This is a genomic window from Pantoea sp. X-Soil-ISGK-259, from assembly GCF_059730705.1.
The window spans coordinates 844,347-859,342 of record NZ_AP035986.1; the positions used below are offsets into that span (position 1 = coordinate 844,347).

The 14,996-nt window shown below is 58.9% G+C and carries 15 protein-coding genes; 11 read left to right on the forward strand and 4 right to left on the reverse strand.

What is annotated here, in order from left to right; genetic code table 11:
* Position 1: 1 nt before the first annotated feature.
* From AC6I77_RS03775 to uraH, 7 genes are all read left to right on the forward strand, one after another.
* Complete coding sequence (locus tag AC6I77_RS03775) at positions 2 to 670, forward strand: amino acid ABC transporter permease (protein WP_008924825.1); 669 nt, start codon at positions 2 to 4, stop codon at positions 668 to 670.
* Entirely contained in the window at positions 670 to 1,326 is a 657-nt protein-coding gene (locus AC6I77_RS03780) for an amino acid ABC transporter permease (protein WP_033742952.1), read from the forward strand. Before AC6I77_RS03775 ends, AC6I77_RS03780 begins: the two co-directional genes overlap by 1 nt.
* On the forward strand, positions 1,307 to 2,038 hold the full coding sequence (locus tag AC6I77_RS03785) for an amino acid ABC transporter ATP-binding protein (protein ID WP_008924827.1): 732 nt from the start codon (positions 1,307 to 1,309) through the stop codon (positions 2,036 to 2,038). The genes AC6I77_RS03780 and AC6I77_RS03785 overlap by 20 nt, the downstream gene beginning before the upstream one ends.
* A gap of 220 nt (positions 2,039 to 2,258) precedes the next feature.
* Complete coding sequence (locus AC6I77_RS03790; protein ID WP_003852571.1) at positions 2,259 to 3,494, forward strand: pyridoxal-phosphate-dependent aminotransferase family protein; 1,236 nt, start codon at positions 2,259 to 2,261, stop codon at positions 3,492 to 3,494.
* Positions 3,491 to 4,744: an allantoate amidohydrolase gene (gene hpxK / locus AC6I77_RS03795; protein WP_497816725.1), complete on the forward strand. Its 1,254-nt coding sequence runs from the start codon at positions 3,491 to 3,493 to the stop codon at positions 4,742 to 4,744. The genes AC6I77_RS03790 and hpxK overlap by 4 nt, the downstream gene beginning before the upstream one ends.
* Before the next feature lie 3 nt (positions 4,745 to 4,747).
* Positions 4,748 to 5,242, forward strand: a complete 495-nt coding sequence (uraD, locus tag AC6I77_RS03800; protein WP_140916033.1) for a 2-oxo-4-hydroxy-4-carboxy-5-ureidoimidazoline decarboxylase — start codon at positions 4,748 to 4,750, stop codon at positions 5,240 to 5,242.
* Positions 5,239 to 5,574 carry a hydroxyisourate hydrolase gene (gene uraH, locus AC6I77_RS03805; protein ID WP_008924830.1) on the forward strand — a complete coding sequence of 112 codons (336 nt, stop codon included), beginning with the start codon at positions 5,239 to 5,241 and terminating at the stop codon, positions 5,572 to 5,574. Before uraD ends, uraH begins: the two co-directional genes overlap by 4 nt.
* 11 nt (positions 5,575 to 5,585) lie before the next feature.
* Here uraH and AC6I77_RS03810 read toward each other — a convergent pair whose 3' ends face one another.
* Complete coding sequence (locus tag AC6I77_RS03810; protein WP_008924831.1) at positions 5,586 to 6,353, reverse strand: amidohydrolase; 768 nt, start codon at positions 6,351 to 6,353, stop codon at positions 5,586 to 5,588.
* Positions 6,341 to 7,501 (reverse strand): pyridoxal phosphate-dependent aminotransferase, encoded by a 1,161-nt coding sequence (locus AC6I77_RS03815; protein WP_110411629.1) that lies wholly within the window; start codon positions 7,499 to 7,501, stop codon positions 6,341 to 6,343. Before AC6I77_RS03815 ends, AC6I77_RS03810 begins: the two co-directional genes overlap by 13 nt.
* Before the next feature lie 417 nt (positions 7,502 to 7,918).
* Between AC6I77_RS03815 and AC6I77_RS03820 the strand changes: the two genes are divergently transcribed.
* The 3 genes from AC6I77_RS03820 to AC6I77_RS03830 are packed head-to-tail and all read left to right on the forward strand — an operon-like array spanning position 7,919 to position 9,757.
* Positions 7,919 to 8,533, forward strand: coding sequence for a methylthioribulose 1-phosphate dehydratase (locus tag AC6I77_RS03820; protein ID WP_003852577.1), 615 nt, complete (start codon positions 7,919 to 7,921; stop codon positions 8,531 to 8,533).
* Complete coding sequence (gene mtnC / locus AC6I77_RS03825) at positions 8,530 to 9,213, forward strand: acireductone synthase (protein WP_003852578.1); 684 nt, start codon at positions 8,530 to 8,532, stop codon at positions 9,211 to 9,213. The genes AC6I77_RS03820 and mtnC overlap by 4 nt, the downstream gene beginning before the upstream one ends.
* A 1-nt stretch (position 9,214) precedes the next feature.
* Positions 9,215 to 9,757 carry a 1,2-dihydroxy-3-keto-5-methylthiopentene dioxygenase gene (locus AC6I77_RS03830; protein ID WP_003852580.1) on the forward strand — a complete coding sequence of 181 codons (543 nt, stop codon included), beginning with the start codon at positions 9,215 to 9,217 and terminating at the stop codon, positions 9,755 to 9,757.
* Between the two features lie 55 nt (positions 9,758 to 9,812).
* Here the strand turns inward: AC6I77_RS03830 and mtnA are convergent, their stop codons facing one another.
* A complete protein-coding gene (mtnA, locus tag AC6I77_RS03835) occupies positions 9,813 to 10,835 on the reverse strand; it encodes an S-methyl-5-thioribose-1-phosphate isomerase (protein ID WP_110411627.1) in 1,023 nt (340 codons plus the stop codon).
* A 121-nt stretch (positions 10,836 to 10,956) separates the two neighbouring features.
* Here mtnA and mtnK point away from each other — a divergent pair, with 121 nt between their 5' ends.
* Entirely contained in the window at positions 10,957 to 12,156 is a 1,200-nt protein-coding gene (gene mtnK, locus AC6I77_RS03840; protein WP_003852584.1) for an S-methyl-5-thioribose kinase, read from the forward strand.
* Between the two features lie 375 nt (positions 12,157 to 12,531).
* Here the strand turns inward: mtnK and fadE are convergent, their stop codons facing one another.
* The gene (gene fadE / locus AC6I77_RS03845; RefSeq protein WP_337028157.1) at positions 12,532 to 14,982 is read right to left on the reverse strand and encodes an acyl-CoA dehydrogenase FadE; all 2,451 of its coding nucleotides are present in this window, start codon (positions 14,980 to 14,982) and stop codon (positions 12,532 to 12,534) included.
* Between the last annotated feature and the right edge of the window lie 14 nt (positions 14,983 to 14,996).

Sequence of the window (14,996 nt, forward strand, 5' to 3'; positions counted from 1 at the left end):
CATGACCGGGCAACTTAACTTTCCCGCCCTGTGGCCCTACTGGCCGGAGCTGCTCTCCGGTCTGTGGGTCACCCTCCAGCTGACGGTGCTGGCGACGACCGGTGGTGTGGCGCTGGGCATTGCGGGCGCGGCGCTGCGCAGCGGCAAACCCAGCTGGATGAGCCGCCTGTGGGGCATCTATGTCGAGCTGATCCGCAATACGCCGTTTGTGGTGCAACTGTTCTTTATTGTTTTCGGTCTGCCTGCGCTGGGGCTGAAACTTACCGCTGGCGAGGCGGCGCTGCTGGCGATGCTGATCAACCTTGGCGCTTACAGTACCGAGATCATCCGCGCCGGAATTCAGGTAACACCCAAAGGGCAGTGGGAAGCAGGCCGGGTGCTGGGATTAACCCGCAGCCAGACGTTTTTGCGGGTGGTGTTGCCGCCTGCACTGCAGCGCATTTACCCGGCGCTGGTCAGTCAGTGCATCATCGTGATGCTGGGGTCGTCGGTGGTGTCCCAGGTTTCTTATGAGGAGCTGACCTTCGCCGCTAACCTGATTCAGTCGCGTACCTTCTTAAGTTTTGAGGTCTATCTGGTGACCACGCTGATCTACCTGGCGTTGTCGATTGCGATGCGCCATCTGCTGCTGGCAATTGGCCGTAAATGGTTTGGAGTGCAGCCATCATGATGACGACCTTTACTGACTGGGACATCCTGCGCAACCTGCTGCTGGCGGCGCGCTGGACCCTGTTACTGTCGCTGGTGGCCTTTGCCGGCGGAACGCTGGTAACGCTGCCACTGCTGTTTCTGCGTCTGCTGCAACGCAAGTGGCTGACGCGCGTGATACGCGGTTACACCGCGCTGTTTCAGGGCACGCCGCTGCTGATGCAGCTGTTCCTGGCATTTTTCGGCGTCGGGCTATTCGGCATTGATGTCGCGCCCTGGACCGCAGCTTCTCTGGCATTGACCTTCTACACCAGCGCCTTTCTGGTGGACATCTGGTACGGCAGCATTCGCGCCCTGCCGAAAGGGCAGTGGGAAGCGTCGCGCTGCCTCGGCCTGACCTTTGGTCAGACGCTATGGCGGGTGGTGGCACCCCAGGCGATCCGCATCGGTATCGCGCCGACCGTGGGCTTTGCCGTGCAGGTGATCAAGGGCACCGCGCTGGCCTCAATAATCGGCTTCATTGAGCTGACTAAGGCGGGCACCATTCTGAACAACGTGACCTATCAGCCGTTTAAAGTCTTTGGGCTGGTGGCGCTGGGCTACTTCCTGATGTGTTATCCGCTGTCTCGCTACAGCCAGTATCTGGAGAAAAAATTCAATGCCGCTCATCACCATTAATCAGGTGCAAAAATATTACGGCGACAACCATGTGTTGAAAGGCGTGGATCTGGATATCGACATGGGCGAGGTGATCTCGATCATTGGTCGCAGTGGATCCGGCAAAAGCACGTTGCTGCGCTGTATGAACGGGCTGGAAGGCTATCAGGAGGGCAGCATCAAGCTCGGCGGGATGACGATTACTGACCGTGATTCGCAGGCGCGTGAAATCAGCCGCTCGGTCGGAATGGTATTTCAGAGCTTCAATCTGTTCCCGCACATGACGGCGCTGGAGAACGTGATGCTGGCGCCGCGCCGGGTGCTGAAGAAAAGCGAGGCCGAGTGCCGGGCGCTGGCGGCGCAGATGCTGGAGAAAGTCGGGCTGGGTGAACGTCTTGACTACTATCCTGCCAGCCTCTCTGGCGGTCAGCAGCAGCGCGTGGCGATCGCCCGTGCGCTGGCGATGACGCCGAAAGTTTTACTCTGTGATGAGATCACCTCCGCGCTCGATCCTGAACTGGTGGGCGAAGTGCTTAAAGTTCTGGAGCAGCTGGCGGCAGAGGGAATGACGCTGATCCTCGTCACCCATGAAATGAGCTTCGCCCGCGACGTGGGCGATCGTGTGGTCTTTATGCATCAGGGGCGCGTCTGGGAGCAGGGCGACAGTAAAACGCTGTTCGCCCAGCCGCAGACGCCGGAGCTGAAGCAGTTTATCTCTTCGGTTCGTCTCTAAATGTTTAGTTTGACAGGCGTTTATTGTTGCAGACAGTCTGACCACGGACAGCGCGGAACAACCGGAGCGTACACGAAGTACGTGAGGATGACTCGCTGTGCTCGCCCCTTCAGGGCCGCCCTTACGGGCGTTCAGGTTGCTAAAGCAGCCTGTGTGAGCACTGCCCGGGGCCAGAATGGCAAATAAAATAGCCTGTCGGGCATCAGAAAAGGAAATGATGATGGATATAACACAATACCCGCAACTCAATCCGCCACAGCGTCTGCTGATGGGACCGGGACCGATCAACGCCGATCCCCGCGTGCTGCGCGCCATGTCGAGCCAGCTGCTGGGTCAGTACGATCCCGCGATGACCCACTACATGAACGAAGTGATGGCGCTCTATCGCGGCGTGTTCCGCACAGAGAACCGCTGGACGCTGCTGATTGATGGCACCTCTCGTGCGGGCATCGAATCGATACTGCTCTCCGCTATCCGCCCTGGCGACAAAGTGCTGGTCCCGGTGTTTGGCCGCTTCGGTCACCTGCTGTGCGAAATTGCCCGCCGCTGTCGTGCGGACGTTCACACCATCGAAGTGCCGTGGGGCGAAGTCTTTACCCCGGACCAGATTGAAGATGCGATCAAAAAAGTGCGGCCACGCCTGCTGCTGACCGTGCAGGGCGATACCTCGACCACCATGCTGCAGCCACTTGAGCAGCTGGGGGCGATCTGCAAACAGTACGGCGTGCTGTTCTACACCGATGCCACCGCGTCGCTGGCGGGCAACCCGCTGGAAACGGATGCCTGGGGACTGGATGCCGTATCGGCGGGGATGCAGAAATGCCTGGGCGGCCCATCAGGCACGTCGCCGATCACCCTGAGCGCAGAGATGGAAGCGGTGATCCGCAAACGCAAATGCGTGGAGCAGGGGATCCGCACCGAGGCGCATCAGGATGGAGATGATGAAATGATCTACTCCAACTATTTTGATCTCGGCATGATCATGGATTACTGGGGGCCGGAGCGGCTTAACCATCACACCGAAGCGACCAGTGCGCTGTTTGGCGCCCGCGAGTGTGCCCGTCTGATCCTGCAGGAAGGGCTGGATAACGGCATCGCTCGTCACAAACTGCATGGTGAAGCGATGCTGAAAGGCATTCAGGGAATGGGGCTGGAGACCTTTGGCGATCTGAAAAACAAGATGAACAACGTGCTGGGCGTGATGATCCCGTCAGGTGTCAACGGCGATCAGGTGCGCAAACTGATGCTGGAGGATTTCGGCATTGAGATTGGCACCTCATTTGGTCCGCTGCATGGCAAGGTGTGGCGCATCGGCACCATGGGTTACAACGCGCGCAAAGATTGCGTGATGCAGACGCTATCGGCGCTGGAAACAGTGCTGACTCATGTTGGTTATCGCACGCCGCAGGGCGCGGGTGCGCAGGCCGCCTGGGATCACTACGGGAGCCAGGCATGATGATGAGTGCCAGCGAAGCTCAGGCCGCTGCACAGCGCGTGATGGCGCGCTGTGATGCGCTGGCAGCGATCAGCGAAACGGCTGAGGGCCTGACCCGCGTCTACCTGTCGGCGGAACATCTGCGCGCCAACGCCTGCGTCGGTGAGTGGATGCAGGCAGCGGGGATGCAGGTGTGGCAGGATGAAGTCGGCAATATCTGTGGGCGCTATGAGGCGGCAGAAGCGGGTGCGCCTGCGCTGCTGCTCGGCTCCCATCTCGACACGGTGCGCAACGCCGGCCGCTACGACGGGATGCTGGGCGTGCTCAGCGCCATTGAAACCGTACAGTGGCTAAATGAACATCAGCGCCGCCTGCCGCTGGCCATTGAGGTGATTGGCTTTGGCGACGAAGAGGGCACCCGTTTTGGCATTACGCTGCTGGGCAGTCGCGGGATTACCGGCAGCTGGCCGCAAAGCTGGGTGACACATCCCGACGGCAATGGCATTACTGTCGCGCAGGCGATGGCCTATGTTGGTCTCGACAGCGACAGGATCGCATCTGCGGCGCGGCGGGTTGAGGATATCGTCGGATATCTTGAGCTGCACATCGAACAAGGCCCCTGTCTGGAGCAGGAAGATCTGGCGCTGGGTGTGGTCACGGCGATTAACGGTGCGCGCCGCCTCAACTGTCGTTTCACCGGCGAAGCGGGCCATGCGGGAACGGTGCCGATGACGCATCGCAAAGATGCGCTGGCCGCCGCCGCCGAGTGGATGGTGTTTATCGAGCAGGCCACCCGTGAGCAGGATCCGCAGCTGGTCGCGACTGTGGGCACGATTAACTGCGCGCCGGGTGCAGTGAATGTGATCCCCGGCGAGGTATCGCTGTCGCTGGACGTGCGCGGTCCGCTGGATAATCCGCTGGAGACGCTGCTCTCCAGCCTGCTAACGCAGGCTGAGGCGATTGCGCTGCGTCGTGGACTTCGCTTCGAGTCGAATGAATATTATCGCATCGGTGCTACCGCCTGTGACTCCGCGCTGCAACAGGCGCTGAGCCATGCAGTGGAAACGGTGCAGGGTCGCAGTCTGTCCCTGCCGAGCGGGGCCGGGCACGACGCTATCGCTATCGCTGAACGCTGGCCGGTCGGCATGTTATTTGTGCGTAACCATCGCGGCATCAGTCATCATCCGGCAGAGTCGGTGGCGGTTGACGATGTGGCTCCTGCGCTGCAGGCTTATCTGGAAGCGGTCTCGCTGATTGCCGGACGGAGTTAAAATATGGAGTTAGCCACATTTAATCAGCTGTCAGCTGACGAGGCGCAGTCGGCCATCCGGCACTGTGTGGCGATCCCGCACTGGCAGCAGTCGATGGTGGCGGGCCGGCCTTTTGCCACCATTGAGGCGCTACTGGCCACTGCCGATGCGCTGGCTCGCCAGTGGCAGCAGCCCGAGCTGGAAGCGGCCTTGTCAGCACATCCCCGCATTGGCGAACGCGCGGACGGCGCGGACAAAGAGTCTGTACTGTCGCGCGGGGAGCAGTCCGCGATGCAGCAGGCCGATTATGCTCTGCAACAGGCGATGCAGCAGGGGAATCAGGCGTATGAAGCGCGTTTTGGCCGGGTGTTTCTGATTCGTGCCAAAGGGCGCAGCGGCGAACAGATGCTCGCAGAGTTGCAGCGTCGGTTGCAGAATAGCGATGTTACCGAGCAGCAGGAGGCGCTGGATCAACTGCGTGAAATTACCCTGTTACGCCTTAAGGAGACGATTCAATGAGCACTGTGACCACCCATATTCTCGACACGGCGCTGGGTAAACCGGCCAGCGGCGTGGCGATTTCACTGGAGCAGAACAGCCCGGAAGGCTGGTTTCCGATTTCACAGGGTGAAACGGACAGCGACGGGCGTCTGAAAGATCTGACGCCTGAGCCGCTGACGCCGGGCCACTACCGTTTAACGGCGGAAATCGGCGACTATTTTGCCGTCGCCGGTCGGGATGCGCTCTACGTCAGTGCACAGATCGATTTTCTGATCGCTGAGGCGGGCAGCCATTTTCATCTGCCATTTCTGATTTCGCCCTGGTCCTGGTCAACTTATCGCGGCAGTTAACCGGCGGTGGTTTACAGCGAAAACCGGTCTGCATCCTGCCAGGCCGGGAAGCGCTCGCGGTAAGCCTGAAGCGCGTCCAGTGACAGCTCGGCATCCAGCCGGGCGCGCTGATGCTGCTCGGCCGCGCTGAGGATCTCCCCCTGCGGTGAAATAATCTGGCTGTCGCCACTGTAGTGATGCTGATTGCCATCGCTGCCAACGCGGTTACAGCCTGCCACGTAAGCCTGATTTTCAATCGCCCGCGCTAACAGTAGCGCCTGCCAGTGCAGCGCACGTGGCGCAGGCCAGTTGGCGACATAGAGCGCCAGATCGTAATCATTGCGGTTGCGCGAGAAGACCGGGAAGCGCAGGTCGTAACAGATTTGCGGCAGAATGCGCCAGCCGCGCCACTCAAACACCTGCCGCTGTTCGCCGGGCTGATAGTGGTGATGCTCGTCCGCCATACGGAACAGGTGACGCTTGTCATACTGATGCAGCGTGCCGTCCGGTTCGACCAGCAGGAAGCGGTTTACCGCGCCGTGTTCTGTCTGAATTGCCGCGCTGCCGCCGACCAGGGCATCGGTGCTGCGGGCATGCTGGTGCAGCCACTCAACCACCTGCGCCTCTGGCAGCGAGCTTTTCGCCGCCTCCATCGCAAAGCCGGTCGTAAACATCTCTGGCAGGATAATCAGATCGCGTCCGGTAAGTCCGGCCAGTTGCGCGTCAAAATGGCGCAGGTTGGCCTCGCCATCCATCCAGCTCAGCGTCTCCTGCAATAGCGTGATTTTCAAAGCTGACATAAGCGCTCCGCGGCGGCATCTAATGTCGCCGGCTGTTTGGCAAAACAGAGGCGGATCAGTTTATGGGGGAAAGCATCGGCGCAGAACACCGACAGGGGTATCGCGGCGACGCCGACTTCACGGGTCAGCCACTGGCAGAAACTGACATCATCCCGATCGGAGATGGCGCTGTAATCGACCAGTAAAAAGTAGGTCCCTTCGCAGGGCAGAACCTTAAAGCGGCTGTTGCTCAGCGCCGTGGCCAGCCTATCGCGGCGATCGCGATAGAACGCTGGCAGTTCAAAATAGTGTTCCGGATGCTCACGCAGCATATCGGCGATTGCCAGCTGCGCCGGGGTATTCACCGAGAAGGTCAGGTATTGATGCACTTTGCGCAGTTCAGCGCTGATCGCCGCAGGGGCAATGCAATAGCCCACTTTCCAGCCGGTCATATGGAACGTCTTGCCAAACGACGACACCGCGATGGCGCGCTGACGCAAATCAGGATGGGCCAGCACACTGGCGTGGCCCACCTCATCGAAGCAGATGTGCTCATAAACTTCGTCGCTCAGCACATAAACCGGGTGCGCCGAAATCGCCTGCCACAGCGCGGCGAAATCGGATTGCTGCCAGACGGTAGCGGTAGGGTTGTGCGGCGTATTCAGAATCACCAGCCGGGTTTTGTCACTCAGCAGTGCAGCAAACGCCTGCCAGTCCACCCGAAAAGCGGGCGGCTGCAGCGTAATGCGTTTCATCACGCCGCCAGACAACTCCACCGCAGGCGCATAGCTGTCGTAGCTGGGATCAAAGCAGATCACCTCATCGCCCGGCCGCACCAGTGCGGTAATCGCCGCATAGAGCGCTTCAGTTGCACCCGCTGTCACCGTAATCTCCACGTCAACATCCGGGCGGTAATCATAAAGTCGCGCGGTTTTTTCAGCTATCGCCTCGCGTAACGGCAGCGCACCGGTCATCGGCGCATACTGATTCGCGCCCTGGCTGACGTGATACGCCAGCCGCTGCTGTAGATAGTCCGGGCCGCTGAAATCGGGAAAGCCCTGAGAGAGATTGATGGCGTTATGCTGCTGCGCCAGCGCACTCATCTGGCTGAAAATCGTGGTGCCGAGTAAGGGAAGTTTACTCTCGGGGATCAGGTTGTGCTGCGTCATGGTGTCAGGCCTTAAGCGCGAAAATTGATGCGGTGTCACCCGGTGTTTGTGCCACTATAAACAGGATGGTAGTATTTGGCAATCAAGACGCTTAGACGGCTAAATGCGTCATGCTCCACATCTCTTCTGCGTTGGCTGCGCTTGCTTACCCCGGTCACTGACGAGTGTCAGCTCTCGGGGATGCGCGCACTTGCCGCCTTGTCCTGCCGACATGCTCCGCGCGGCAGCGGCGTTGGCTGCGCTTGCTTACCCCGGTCACTGACGAGTGTCAGCTCCCGGGGATAAGCGCGCTTGCCGCCTTGCTGACACACGGATCATTTGGCAGGACCTGGAGATGATGATGCAACCTGTTGAAATTTCATCGCCGTTACGATTATCTGAGTTACCGGGAATTACATTTCACCGTAAGGAACCTTTATGTCGCAGAGTCTTCCGTTAGATCAGCTGGTCGCCGCCTGTCACTGGATTGGCGAAAAAGGCTGGGCACCGGCCACCGGCGGAAATATGTCCGTGCGCCGCGATGAACATGTCTGCCTGCTGAGTGAATCGGGCAAAGATAAAGGCACGCTGACGCGGGATGACTTTATTGAGGTCGATATCGCCACCAGCCAGTCGCTCTCTGGCCGTAAGCCGTCGGCAGAAACCGGCCTGCACACGATGATCTATCGCCTCTTTCCCGAGGCGGGCGCGGTGCTGCACACCCACACGGTGAATTCGACCGTGCTGTCGCGGGTGGAGCAGGGTGCGGCGCTATTGCTGCACGGCTATGAGATGCAAAAATCGTTAAGTGGTCAGCATACTCACCTGGATACGCTGGCGATTCCCGTGTTCGACAATAGCCAGGATATCGCGGCGCTGGCGTCAGAAATTGAAGATTACGCCGCACGTTTTCCGCTGCGTTACGGCTTTCTGCTGCGCGGCCACGGCTTAACCTGCTGGGGCCGGGATGTCAGCGAAGCCCGCCGTCATCTGGAAGGTCTGGAATTTTTATTTGAATGTGAACGTCAACGTCGCCTGCTGGAGAAAGCATGATTCGCGCCATTGTTACTGATATCGAAGGCACTACCAGCGATATCCGCTTTGTACATAACATCCTTTTTCCCTATGCCCGCAAGCATCTGCCGGATTTCCTGCGTGAAAATGCGCACCAGCCGGACGTGGCGGCCGCACTGCAGTCGGTGCGCGAAGAAGCTGGTCAGCTGCAGGCCGATCTGGCTGGCGTCACAGATATTCTGCTGGGCTTTATGGACCAGGATCGCAAATCGACCGGCCTGAAGGCGCTGCAGGGCATGATCTGGCGTGATGGCTACGTGAACGGCAGTTTTACCGGTCATCTCTATCCCGACGTCGTGCCTGCGCTCAGCCGCTGGAAGGCGCAGGGCATTGAACTTTATGTATATTCCTCCGGCTCGGTTGCGGCGCAGAAATTGTTATTTGGCTACAGCGACGAAGGTGATATTACTGGCCTGTTCAGTGGCTATTTTGACACCCACGTCGGCGCCAAACGCGACGTCGCGGCTTATCGCACTATTGCCGCTGACATTGGCCAGCCAGCGGAGCAGCTGCTGTTTCTCTCTGATATTCATCAGGAGCTGGATGCCGCCGCAGAGGCGGGCTGGCAGACATTGCAATTACTGCGTGGCGATGCGGACAATGAGAGCCGCCATCGTCAGGTGACGGATTTTTCTCAGATTAACCCGGAGTCGATTTAGCATGAGCGCACTGACTATTTTTACCGACCGTGAAGCCAGCCAGCCGGTGTGGCACAGCACTGACGCGGAAGCGATTCGTGACCGCCTGAATGCAAAAGGTGTCCGTTTTGAGCGCTGGGAAGCCGATCGTGATTTGGGTGAAAATCCGGATCCCGAAACGGTGATCAACGCCTATCAGCATGCGATTGATCGGCTGGTGGCGGAAAAGGGCTATCAGAGCTGGGATGTGATCAGCATGCGTGCTGATAACCCGCAGAAAACCGTGCTGCGGGAGAAATTTCTCAATGAACATACGCACGGCGAAGATGAAGTGCGTTTCTTTGTCGAGGGGGCCGGGCTGTTCTGCCTGCATCTGGATGGCGAGATCCTGCAGATCCTCTGCGAAAAAAACGATCTGATCTCAGTGCCAGCAGGAACGCCGCACTGGTTTGATATGGGGTCGTCACCCCATTTCACGGCTATCCGTATTTTCGACAATCAGGAAGGCTGGGTGGCGAACTTTACCGGCGATAAGATAGCGGATGCCTATCCGCGTCTGGCGTAATCTGTCAGCCTGTTATGCGAGGCGTCTGCCATAGCGGCAAACGCCTCGCAGACCATTACTGCGGCTGGAAGATGCCGTCCTGTACCTGGTCAGGCGTCACCACGCCGGTGTCCAGCACCCAGCCGCTGATCAGCGCCGCTGGCGTCACGTCAAACGCCGGGTTATAAACCCAGGCTGCTTCTGGCGCCCACTGCACGCTGCCAAAACTGCCTGCAACGCCCGTCACTTCGCTGGCGGCGCGCTGCTCAATGGGAATCGCTGCGCCGTCAGGGCAGCTGCGATCCAGCGTGGTATGCGGGGCCGCCACGTAGAACGGGATCTGATGATAATGCGCCAGCACCGCCAGGCTGTAGGTGCCGATCTTATTGGCGACATCGCCATTGGCGGCAATGCGGTCAGCGCCGACCCACACCGCATCTACGTCGCCACGGGCCATGAGGCTGGCGGCCATGGAGTCGGTAATCAGGGTGTAGGGAACCGCCAGCTCGCCCAATTCCCAGGCGGTTAAGCGGCCGCCCTGTAACAGCGGACGGGTCTCATCAACCCAGACATTCTTAATCAGGCCCTGCTGATGGGCGCGGGCAATGACGCCCAGCGCGGTGCCTACACCCGCCGTTGCCAGCCCGCCGGTATTACAGTGAGTCAGCAGCTGGCTGTTGGGTTTCACCAGCGTGCAACCCGCATCAGCGATGGCATCACACAGTTGCTTATCCTCCTGCACCAGCCGCCAGGCTTCCTGAGCCAGCGCAGGAGCAAAGTCCGGCTGGGCCAGCGCCCCTTTCATTCGGTCAAGATTGTTCATCAGGTTGACGGCGGTAGGGCGCGCAGCGCGCAGGGTCTCCAGCGCCTGAGCCAGTTCAGCGCGCGGCTGCCCCTGTTCTGCCAGCAGCGCCAGCAGCAGTGAGGCAGAGAGGCCGATTAGCGGCGCACCGCGCACCCGCAGTGCATGAATATGTTCAATCAGTTGAGGCACGCTGTGTGCGGGCAGCCAGTTCTTCTGCTGCGGCAATGCCTGCTGATCCAGAATCCAGAGCTGATTGTCACGAACCTGTAAGCTGGTGGTTTGAAGTGTCTGCATTGTGGGTGAAATCCATGTTGCGTTAATGATGCGTATTGTGCCAACATGCTGAACGGATGTATAGACGTCTGAACGGCTTATTACACCTGAGTGACCCCCTTCGAATGATGAGGAACAGGCAATGTCGCAATACCGTACCTTTACTGCTGCTGATGCTGTGGAATATGCCCGACAATTTGGCGGCGTGGACAATCCTGCCGCGCTGAGCAGCGCAGAAGAGATTGGTGATGGCAACCTCAACCTGGTGTTTAAGATTTATGACGATCAGGGCATCAGTCGCGTTATCGTCAAGCAGGCACTGCCTTATGTGCGCTGCGTGGGGGAGTCCTGGCCGCTGACGCTGGATCGGGCGCGGCTGGAAGCGCAGACGCTGGTCGAGCACTACAAATATTGTCCGCAGCACACGGTGAAGATCACCCATTACGATGCGGAGCTGGCGGTGATGGTGATGGAAGATCTCTCCAGCCATCGCATCTGGCGTAGCGAGCTCGTGAAAGGCGCTGACTACCCGGAAGCGGCTCAGCAGTTAGGCAACTATCTGGCGCAAACCCTGTTTCATACGTCCGATTTCATCCTGCATCCGCATCAGAAAAAAGCGGAAGTGGCGCGTTTCATCAATCCGGAAATGTGTGAAATCACTGAAGATCTTTTCTTCAACGATCCCTACACCAATCATGAGCGCAACAGCTATCCTGAAGCGCTTGAACCACTGGTCGCCAGCCTGCGTAATGATGATGCCCTGCGCATCGCGGTGGGCGGTCTTAAGCATCGTTTCTTTGCTCACGCCGAAGCACTGCTGCATGGGGATATTCACAGCGGCTCGATTTTCGTTGCTGACGGCAGCCTGAAAGCGATTGATGCGGAATTTGGCTATTTTGGTCCCATCGGTTTTGATGTTGGTACTGCGGCAGGCAACCTGCTGATTAACTACTGCGGCCTGCCAGGTCTGCTGTCTCCGCGCGAGGCCGCCGATGCACGCGAGCAGCGCCTCAGCGATGTGCATACCCTCTGGACGACCTTTGCTTCAGGCTTCCTGGCGCTTGCGGCAGAGAAAACCCGCGATGAGGCGCTGGCTTATCCAGGCTATGCGGAAGCGTTTCTGCGTAAAGTATGGGCTGATACCATCGGTTACTGCGGCACTGAGCTGATTCGCCGCACGGTGGGAATGTCACATGTGGCGGATATGAAGCTGATTGCCGATCCGGCGATGCGCACTGACTGCATCCGTAATGCGATTAACCTGGGTCGCACGCTGATTCTGGCAGCCGATCACGTCGAAGATGTGGATGCGCTGATTGCCCGCATCCGTCAGGCAGGATAAAAAAAGCCGACATGATGTCGGCTTTCAGGTAAATCAAAAGCTGGCTATAAGAGTGTGCCCGCGCCGGTAACAGGGACAGATCGGAAAGTCGCTAAAGCCATCCCTGGCTCGCTCGGCCCGCGTCGTCCTGACGCGGGACGCTTTCCTCTTCTGACCCTGTTCCCTGCGCTTTGGGCTTAATTATTGCGGCCAGATTTCCCCTGATTTGGCATAGTGCCGCCCTACTGATGAAGAGCGCTGAACTTCAAGCGATGGGACCATACGCCTGGAATAAAGCATCGCGGGCCATGGATGGCCCGCGCTGAGCATGCAATGGATGGCGTTTTTGCGTCTTTACGGAAGGCGTATGCTCCCTGAGCCGATGCAACGCTAACCCTATGCCGCCTCACTCGCGCGTGATGCAGGCTGAGGGGCTTTCTCTGGCACCGGTACTGCCAGTGCCTCCGGCTCAAACTCATCGACGTTAATCGAACGCAGACGGCTGACTTCGGCACGCTGCAACACTTCCGCCTCTTTGGCATCAATCCAGCCCTGATCCAGCGCACGCTTCGCCAGCGCGTCCAGACGGGTAAAGGAGAGGTGCTGCTTCGTCTGTTTGCACAGCCTGTCATGAATCACTTCTGCCGCCATCACATCCTGCAGCGCCTGTTCCAGCTGACCGGCAGGGTTATGTTTACTCGGCGTCAGGTACATGCCACGGCCCAGTCGGCTGCGGGTGGCTGACGGCTGCTGCAGCATTTTTGCCAGCTGATGATCAAGACGGTCAGACGGAGCAGGGCAGTGATGACCGCCAGCGAAAATCGTCATCCGCAAGGCGCCCGCCACCAGACGGTTCGGGAAGTTACGCAGCAGATCGTCAATAGCCACTTCTGCCTGATGCAGTGCATCCTGTACGCCCCAGTGAACCAGCGGCAGATCGGCTTCGTTGCGACCTTCATCGTAATAGCGTTTCAGGGTTGCGGAGGCCAGATAGAGCTGACTCAACACATCGCCCAGACGCGCCGAGATACGCTCGCGACGTTTCAGGCTGCCACCCAGCACCGCCATCGACACATCAGAGAGCAACGCCAGGTTGGCACTGATGCGGTTCAGGTGCTGGTAATAACGGCGGGTGCCATCGCGGGTCGGGCTGGCGCTGGTGCGTCCGGCAGTTAAGCCCAGCCACAGGCTGCGCATCGTGCTGCTGCCCACATGACCGATATGGCTGAACAGCGCCTGATCAAACGCATTCACATCGTTGCTGGCTGCCGCCGCCATCTCCTGCAGTACATAAGGATGGCAGCGAATCGCGCCCTGACCAAAGATAATCATGCTGCGCGTCAGAATGTTCGCGCCTTCCACGGTGATAGCGATCGGCGCACCCTGATAGGCACGGGCCAGGAAGTTACTGTTCCCGAGCATAATGCCTTTACCGCCGGCAATATCCATAGCGTCGATAATGGCGCGCTGACCGCGATGGGTGCAGTGATATTTCACAATCGCCGACAGCACCGCCGGTTTTTCACCCTGCATAATGCCGGCTGTGATCAGCGTAGCGGCCGCATCCATCACATAAGCATTACCCGCAATGCGTGCCAGCGGCTCTTCAATCCCTTCCATCTTACCGATTGAGACGCGGAACTGGCGGCGGATATGGGCATAAGCACCTGTTGCCAGCGCCACACTTTTCAGGCTGCCGGTTGAGTTCGATGGCAGCGTAATGCCGCGACCCACTGACAGACACTCCACCAGCATCCGCCAGCCCTGGCCGGCCATTTCCGGACCGCCGATAATATAGTCAATCGGCACAAATATATCGTTGCCGCGTGTCGGCCCGTTCTGGAACGGCACGTTAAGCGGGAAGTGGCGATGGCCAATTTCCACACCGGGCGTGTTGGTCGGAATCAGCGCACAGGTAATACCAGGATTTTCGTTGTCGCTGAGCAGATGATCCGGGTCGGAAAGTTTAAACGCCAGGCCCAGCACGGTGGCGATCGGTGCCAGTGTAATGTAGCGCTTGTTCCAGGTCAGGCGCATACCCAGCACCTGCTGACCTTTCCATTCGCCCATGCAGACGACGCCAGTATCGGGGATCGCGCCGGCATCTGAACCTGCTTCCGGGCTGGTCAGCGCAAAGCAGGGGATCTCATCGCCGCGTGCCAGCCGGGGCAGGTAATGATTTTTCTGCTCTTCGGTGCCGTAGTGCTGCAGCAGTTCGCCCGGACCCAGTGAGTTAGGCACACCCACAGTAATCGCCAGAATCCCGGAGACGCCCGACAGCTTTTGCAGCACACAGGCTTGTGCATAGGCAGAGAAATCGAGGCCGCCATACTCTTTTTTAATGATCATCGCGAAGAAACGATGCTCTTTCAGATATGCCCAGAGTTCCGGCGGCATATCGGCCAGCTCATGGGTGATCTGGAAATCGTTGGCCATGCGGCACGCTTCTTCGACCGGGCCATCAAGAAAGGCCTGCTCCTCGGCAGTCAGGCGTGGCTGAGGATAGTTGTGCAGCTTCTGCCAGTCCGGTTTGCCCTGGAACAGATCGCCTTCCCACCAGGTGGTACCCGCATCGATGGCCTCTTTCTCGGTGCGCGACATCGGCGGCATTACTTTCTGGAAGCGCTGAAAGATCGGCGTTGAAAAGAGGCTGCGGCGCAGCGACGGCAGGTTAAACGGCAGCAGAATGATCGCCAGTGGCAGCAGCAGCCATGGCGTCCAGAGATGCGCAACAGCCATCGCCGCAGTCCACAGCAACAGAATGGCGCTGCTGAGCCGTAACGACAGGCGGTGGTAGAACAGGGCGCCAATCAGCGCCACCGTGGCAAGTATCGAAACAACCATCATAATGAACCGCTCCA

Bases quoted from the DNA above. Each gene is read 5' to 3' on its own strand.
- AC6I77_RS03775 (WP_008924825.1), top strand. From the start codon at position 2: ATGACCGGGCAACTTAACTTTCCCGCCCTGTGGCCCTACTGGCCGGAG.
- AC6I77_RS03780 (WP_033742952.1), top strand. From the start codon at position 670: ATGACGACCTTTACTGACTGGGACATCCTGCGCAACCTGCTGCTGGCG.
- AC6I77_RS03785 (WP_008924827.1), top strand. From the start codon at position 1,307: ATGCCGCTCATCACCATTAATCAGGTGCAAAAATATTACGGCGACAAC.
- AC6I77_RS03790 (WP_003852571.1), top strand. From the start codon at position 2,259: ATGGATATAACACAATACCCGCAACTCAATCCGCCACAGCGTCTGCTG.
- hpxK (WP_497816725.1), top strand. From the start codon at position 3,491: ATGATGATGAGTGCCAGCGAAGCTCAGGCCGCTGCACAGCGCGTGATG.
- uraD (WP_140916033.1), top strand. From the start codon at position 4,748: ATGGAGTTAGCCACATTTAATCAGCTGTCAGCTGACGAGGCGCAGTCG.
- uraH (WP_008924830.1), top strand. From the start codon at position 5,239: ATGAGCACTGTGACCACCCATATTCTCGACACGGCGCTGGGTAAACCG.
- AC6I77_RS03810 (WP_008924831.1), bottom strand. From the start codon at position 6,353: ATGTCAGCTTTGAAAATCACGCTATTGCAGGAGACGCTGAGCTGGATG.
- AC6I77_RS03815 (WP_110411629.1), bottom strand. From the start codon at position 7,501: ATGACGCAGCACAACCTGATCCCCGAGAGTAAACTTCCCTTACTCGGC.
- AC6I77_RS03820 (WP_003852577.1), top strand. From the start codon at position 7,919: ATGTCGCAGAGTCTTCCGTTAGATCAGCTGGTCGCCGCCTGTCACTGG.
- mtnC (WP_003852578.1), top strand. From the start codon at position 8,530: ATGATTCGCGCCATTGTTACTGATATCGAAGGCACTACCAGCGATATC.
- AC6I77_RS03830 (WP_003852580.1), top strand. From the start codon at position 9,215: ATGAGCGCACTGACTATTTTTACCGACCGTGAAGCCAGCCAGCCGGTG.
- mtnA (WP_110411627.1), bottom strand. From the start codon at position 10,835: ATGCAGACACTTCAAACCACCAGCTTACAGGTTCGTGACAATCAGCTC.
- mtnK (WP_003852584.1), top strand. From the start codon at position 10,957: ATGTCGCAATACCGTACCTTTACTGCTGCTGATGCTGTGGAATATGCC.
- fadE (WP_337028157.1), bottom strand. From the start codon at position 14,982: ATGATGGTTGTTTCGATACTTGCCACGGTGGCGCTGATTGGCGCCCTG.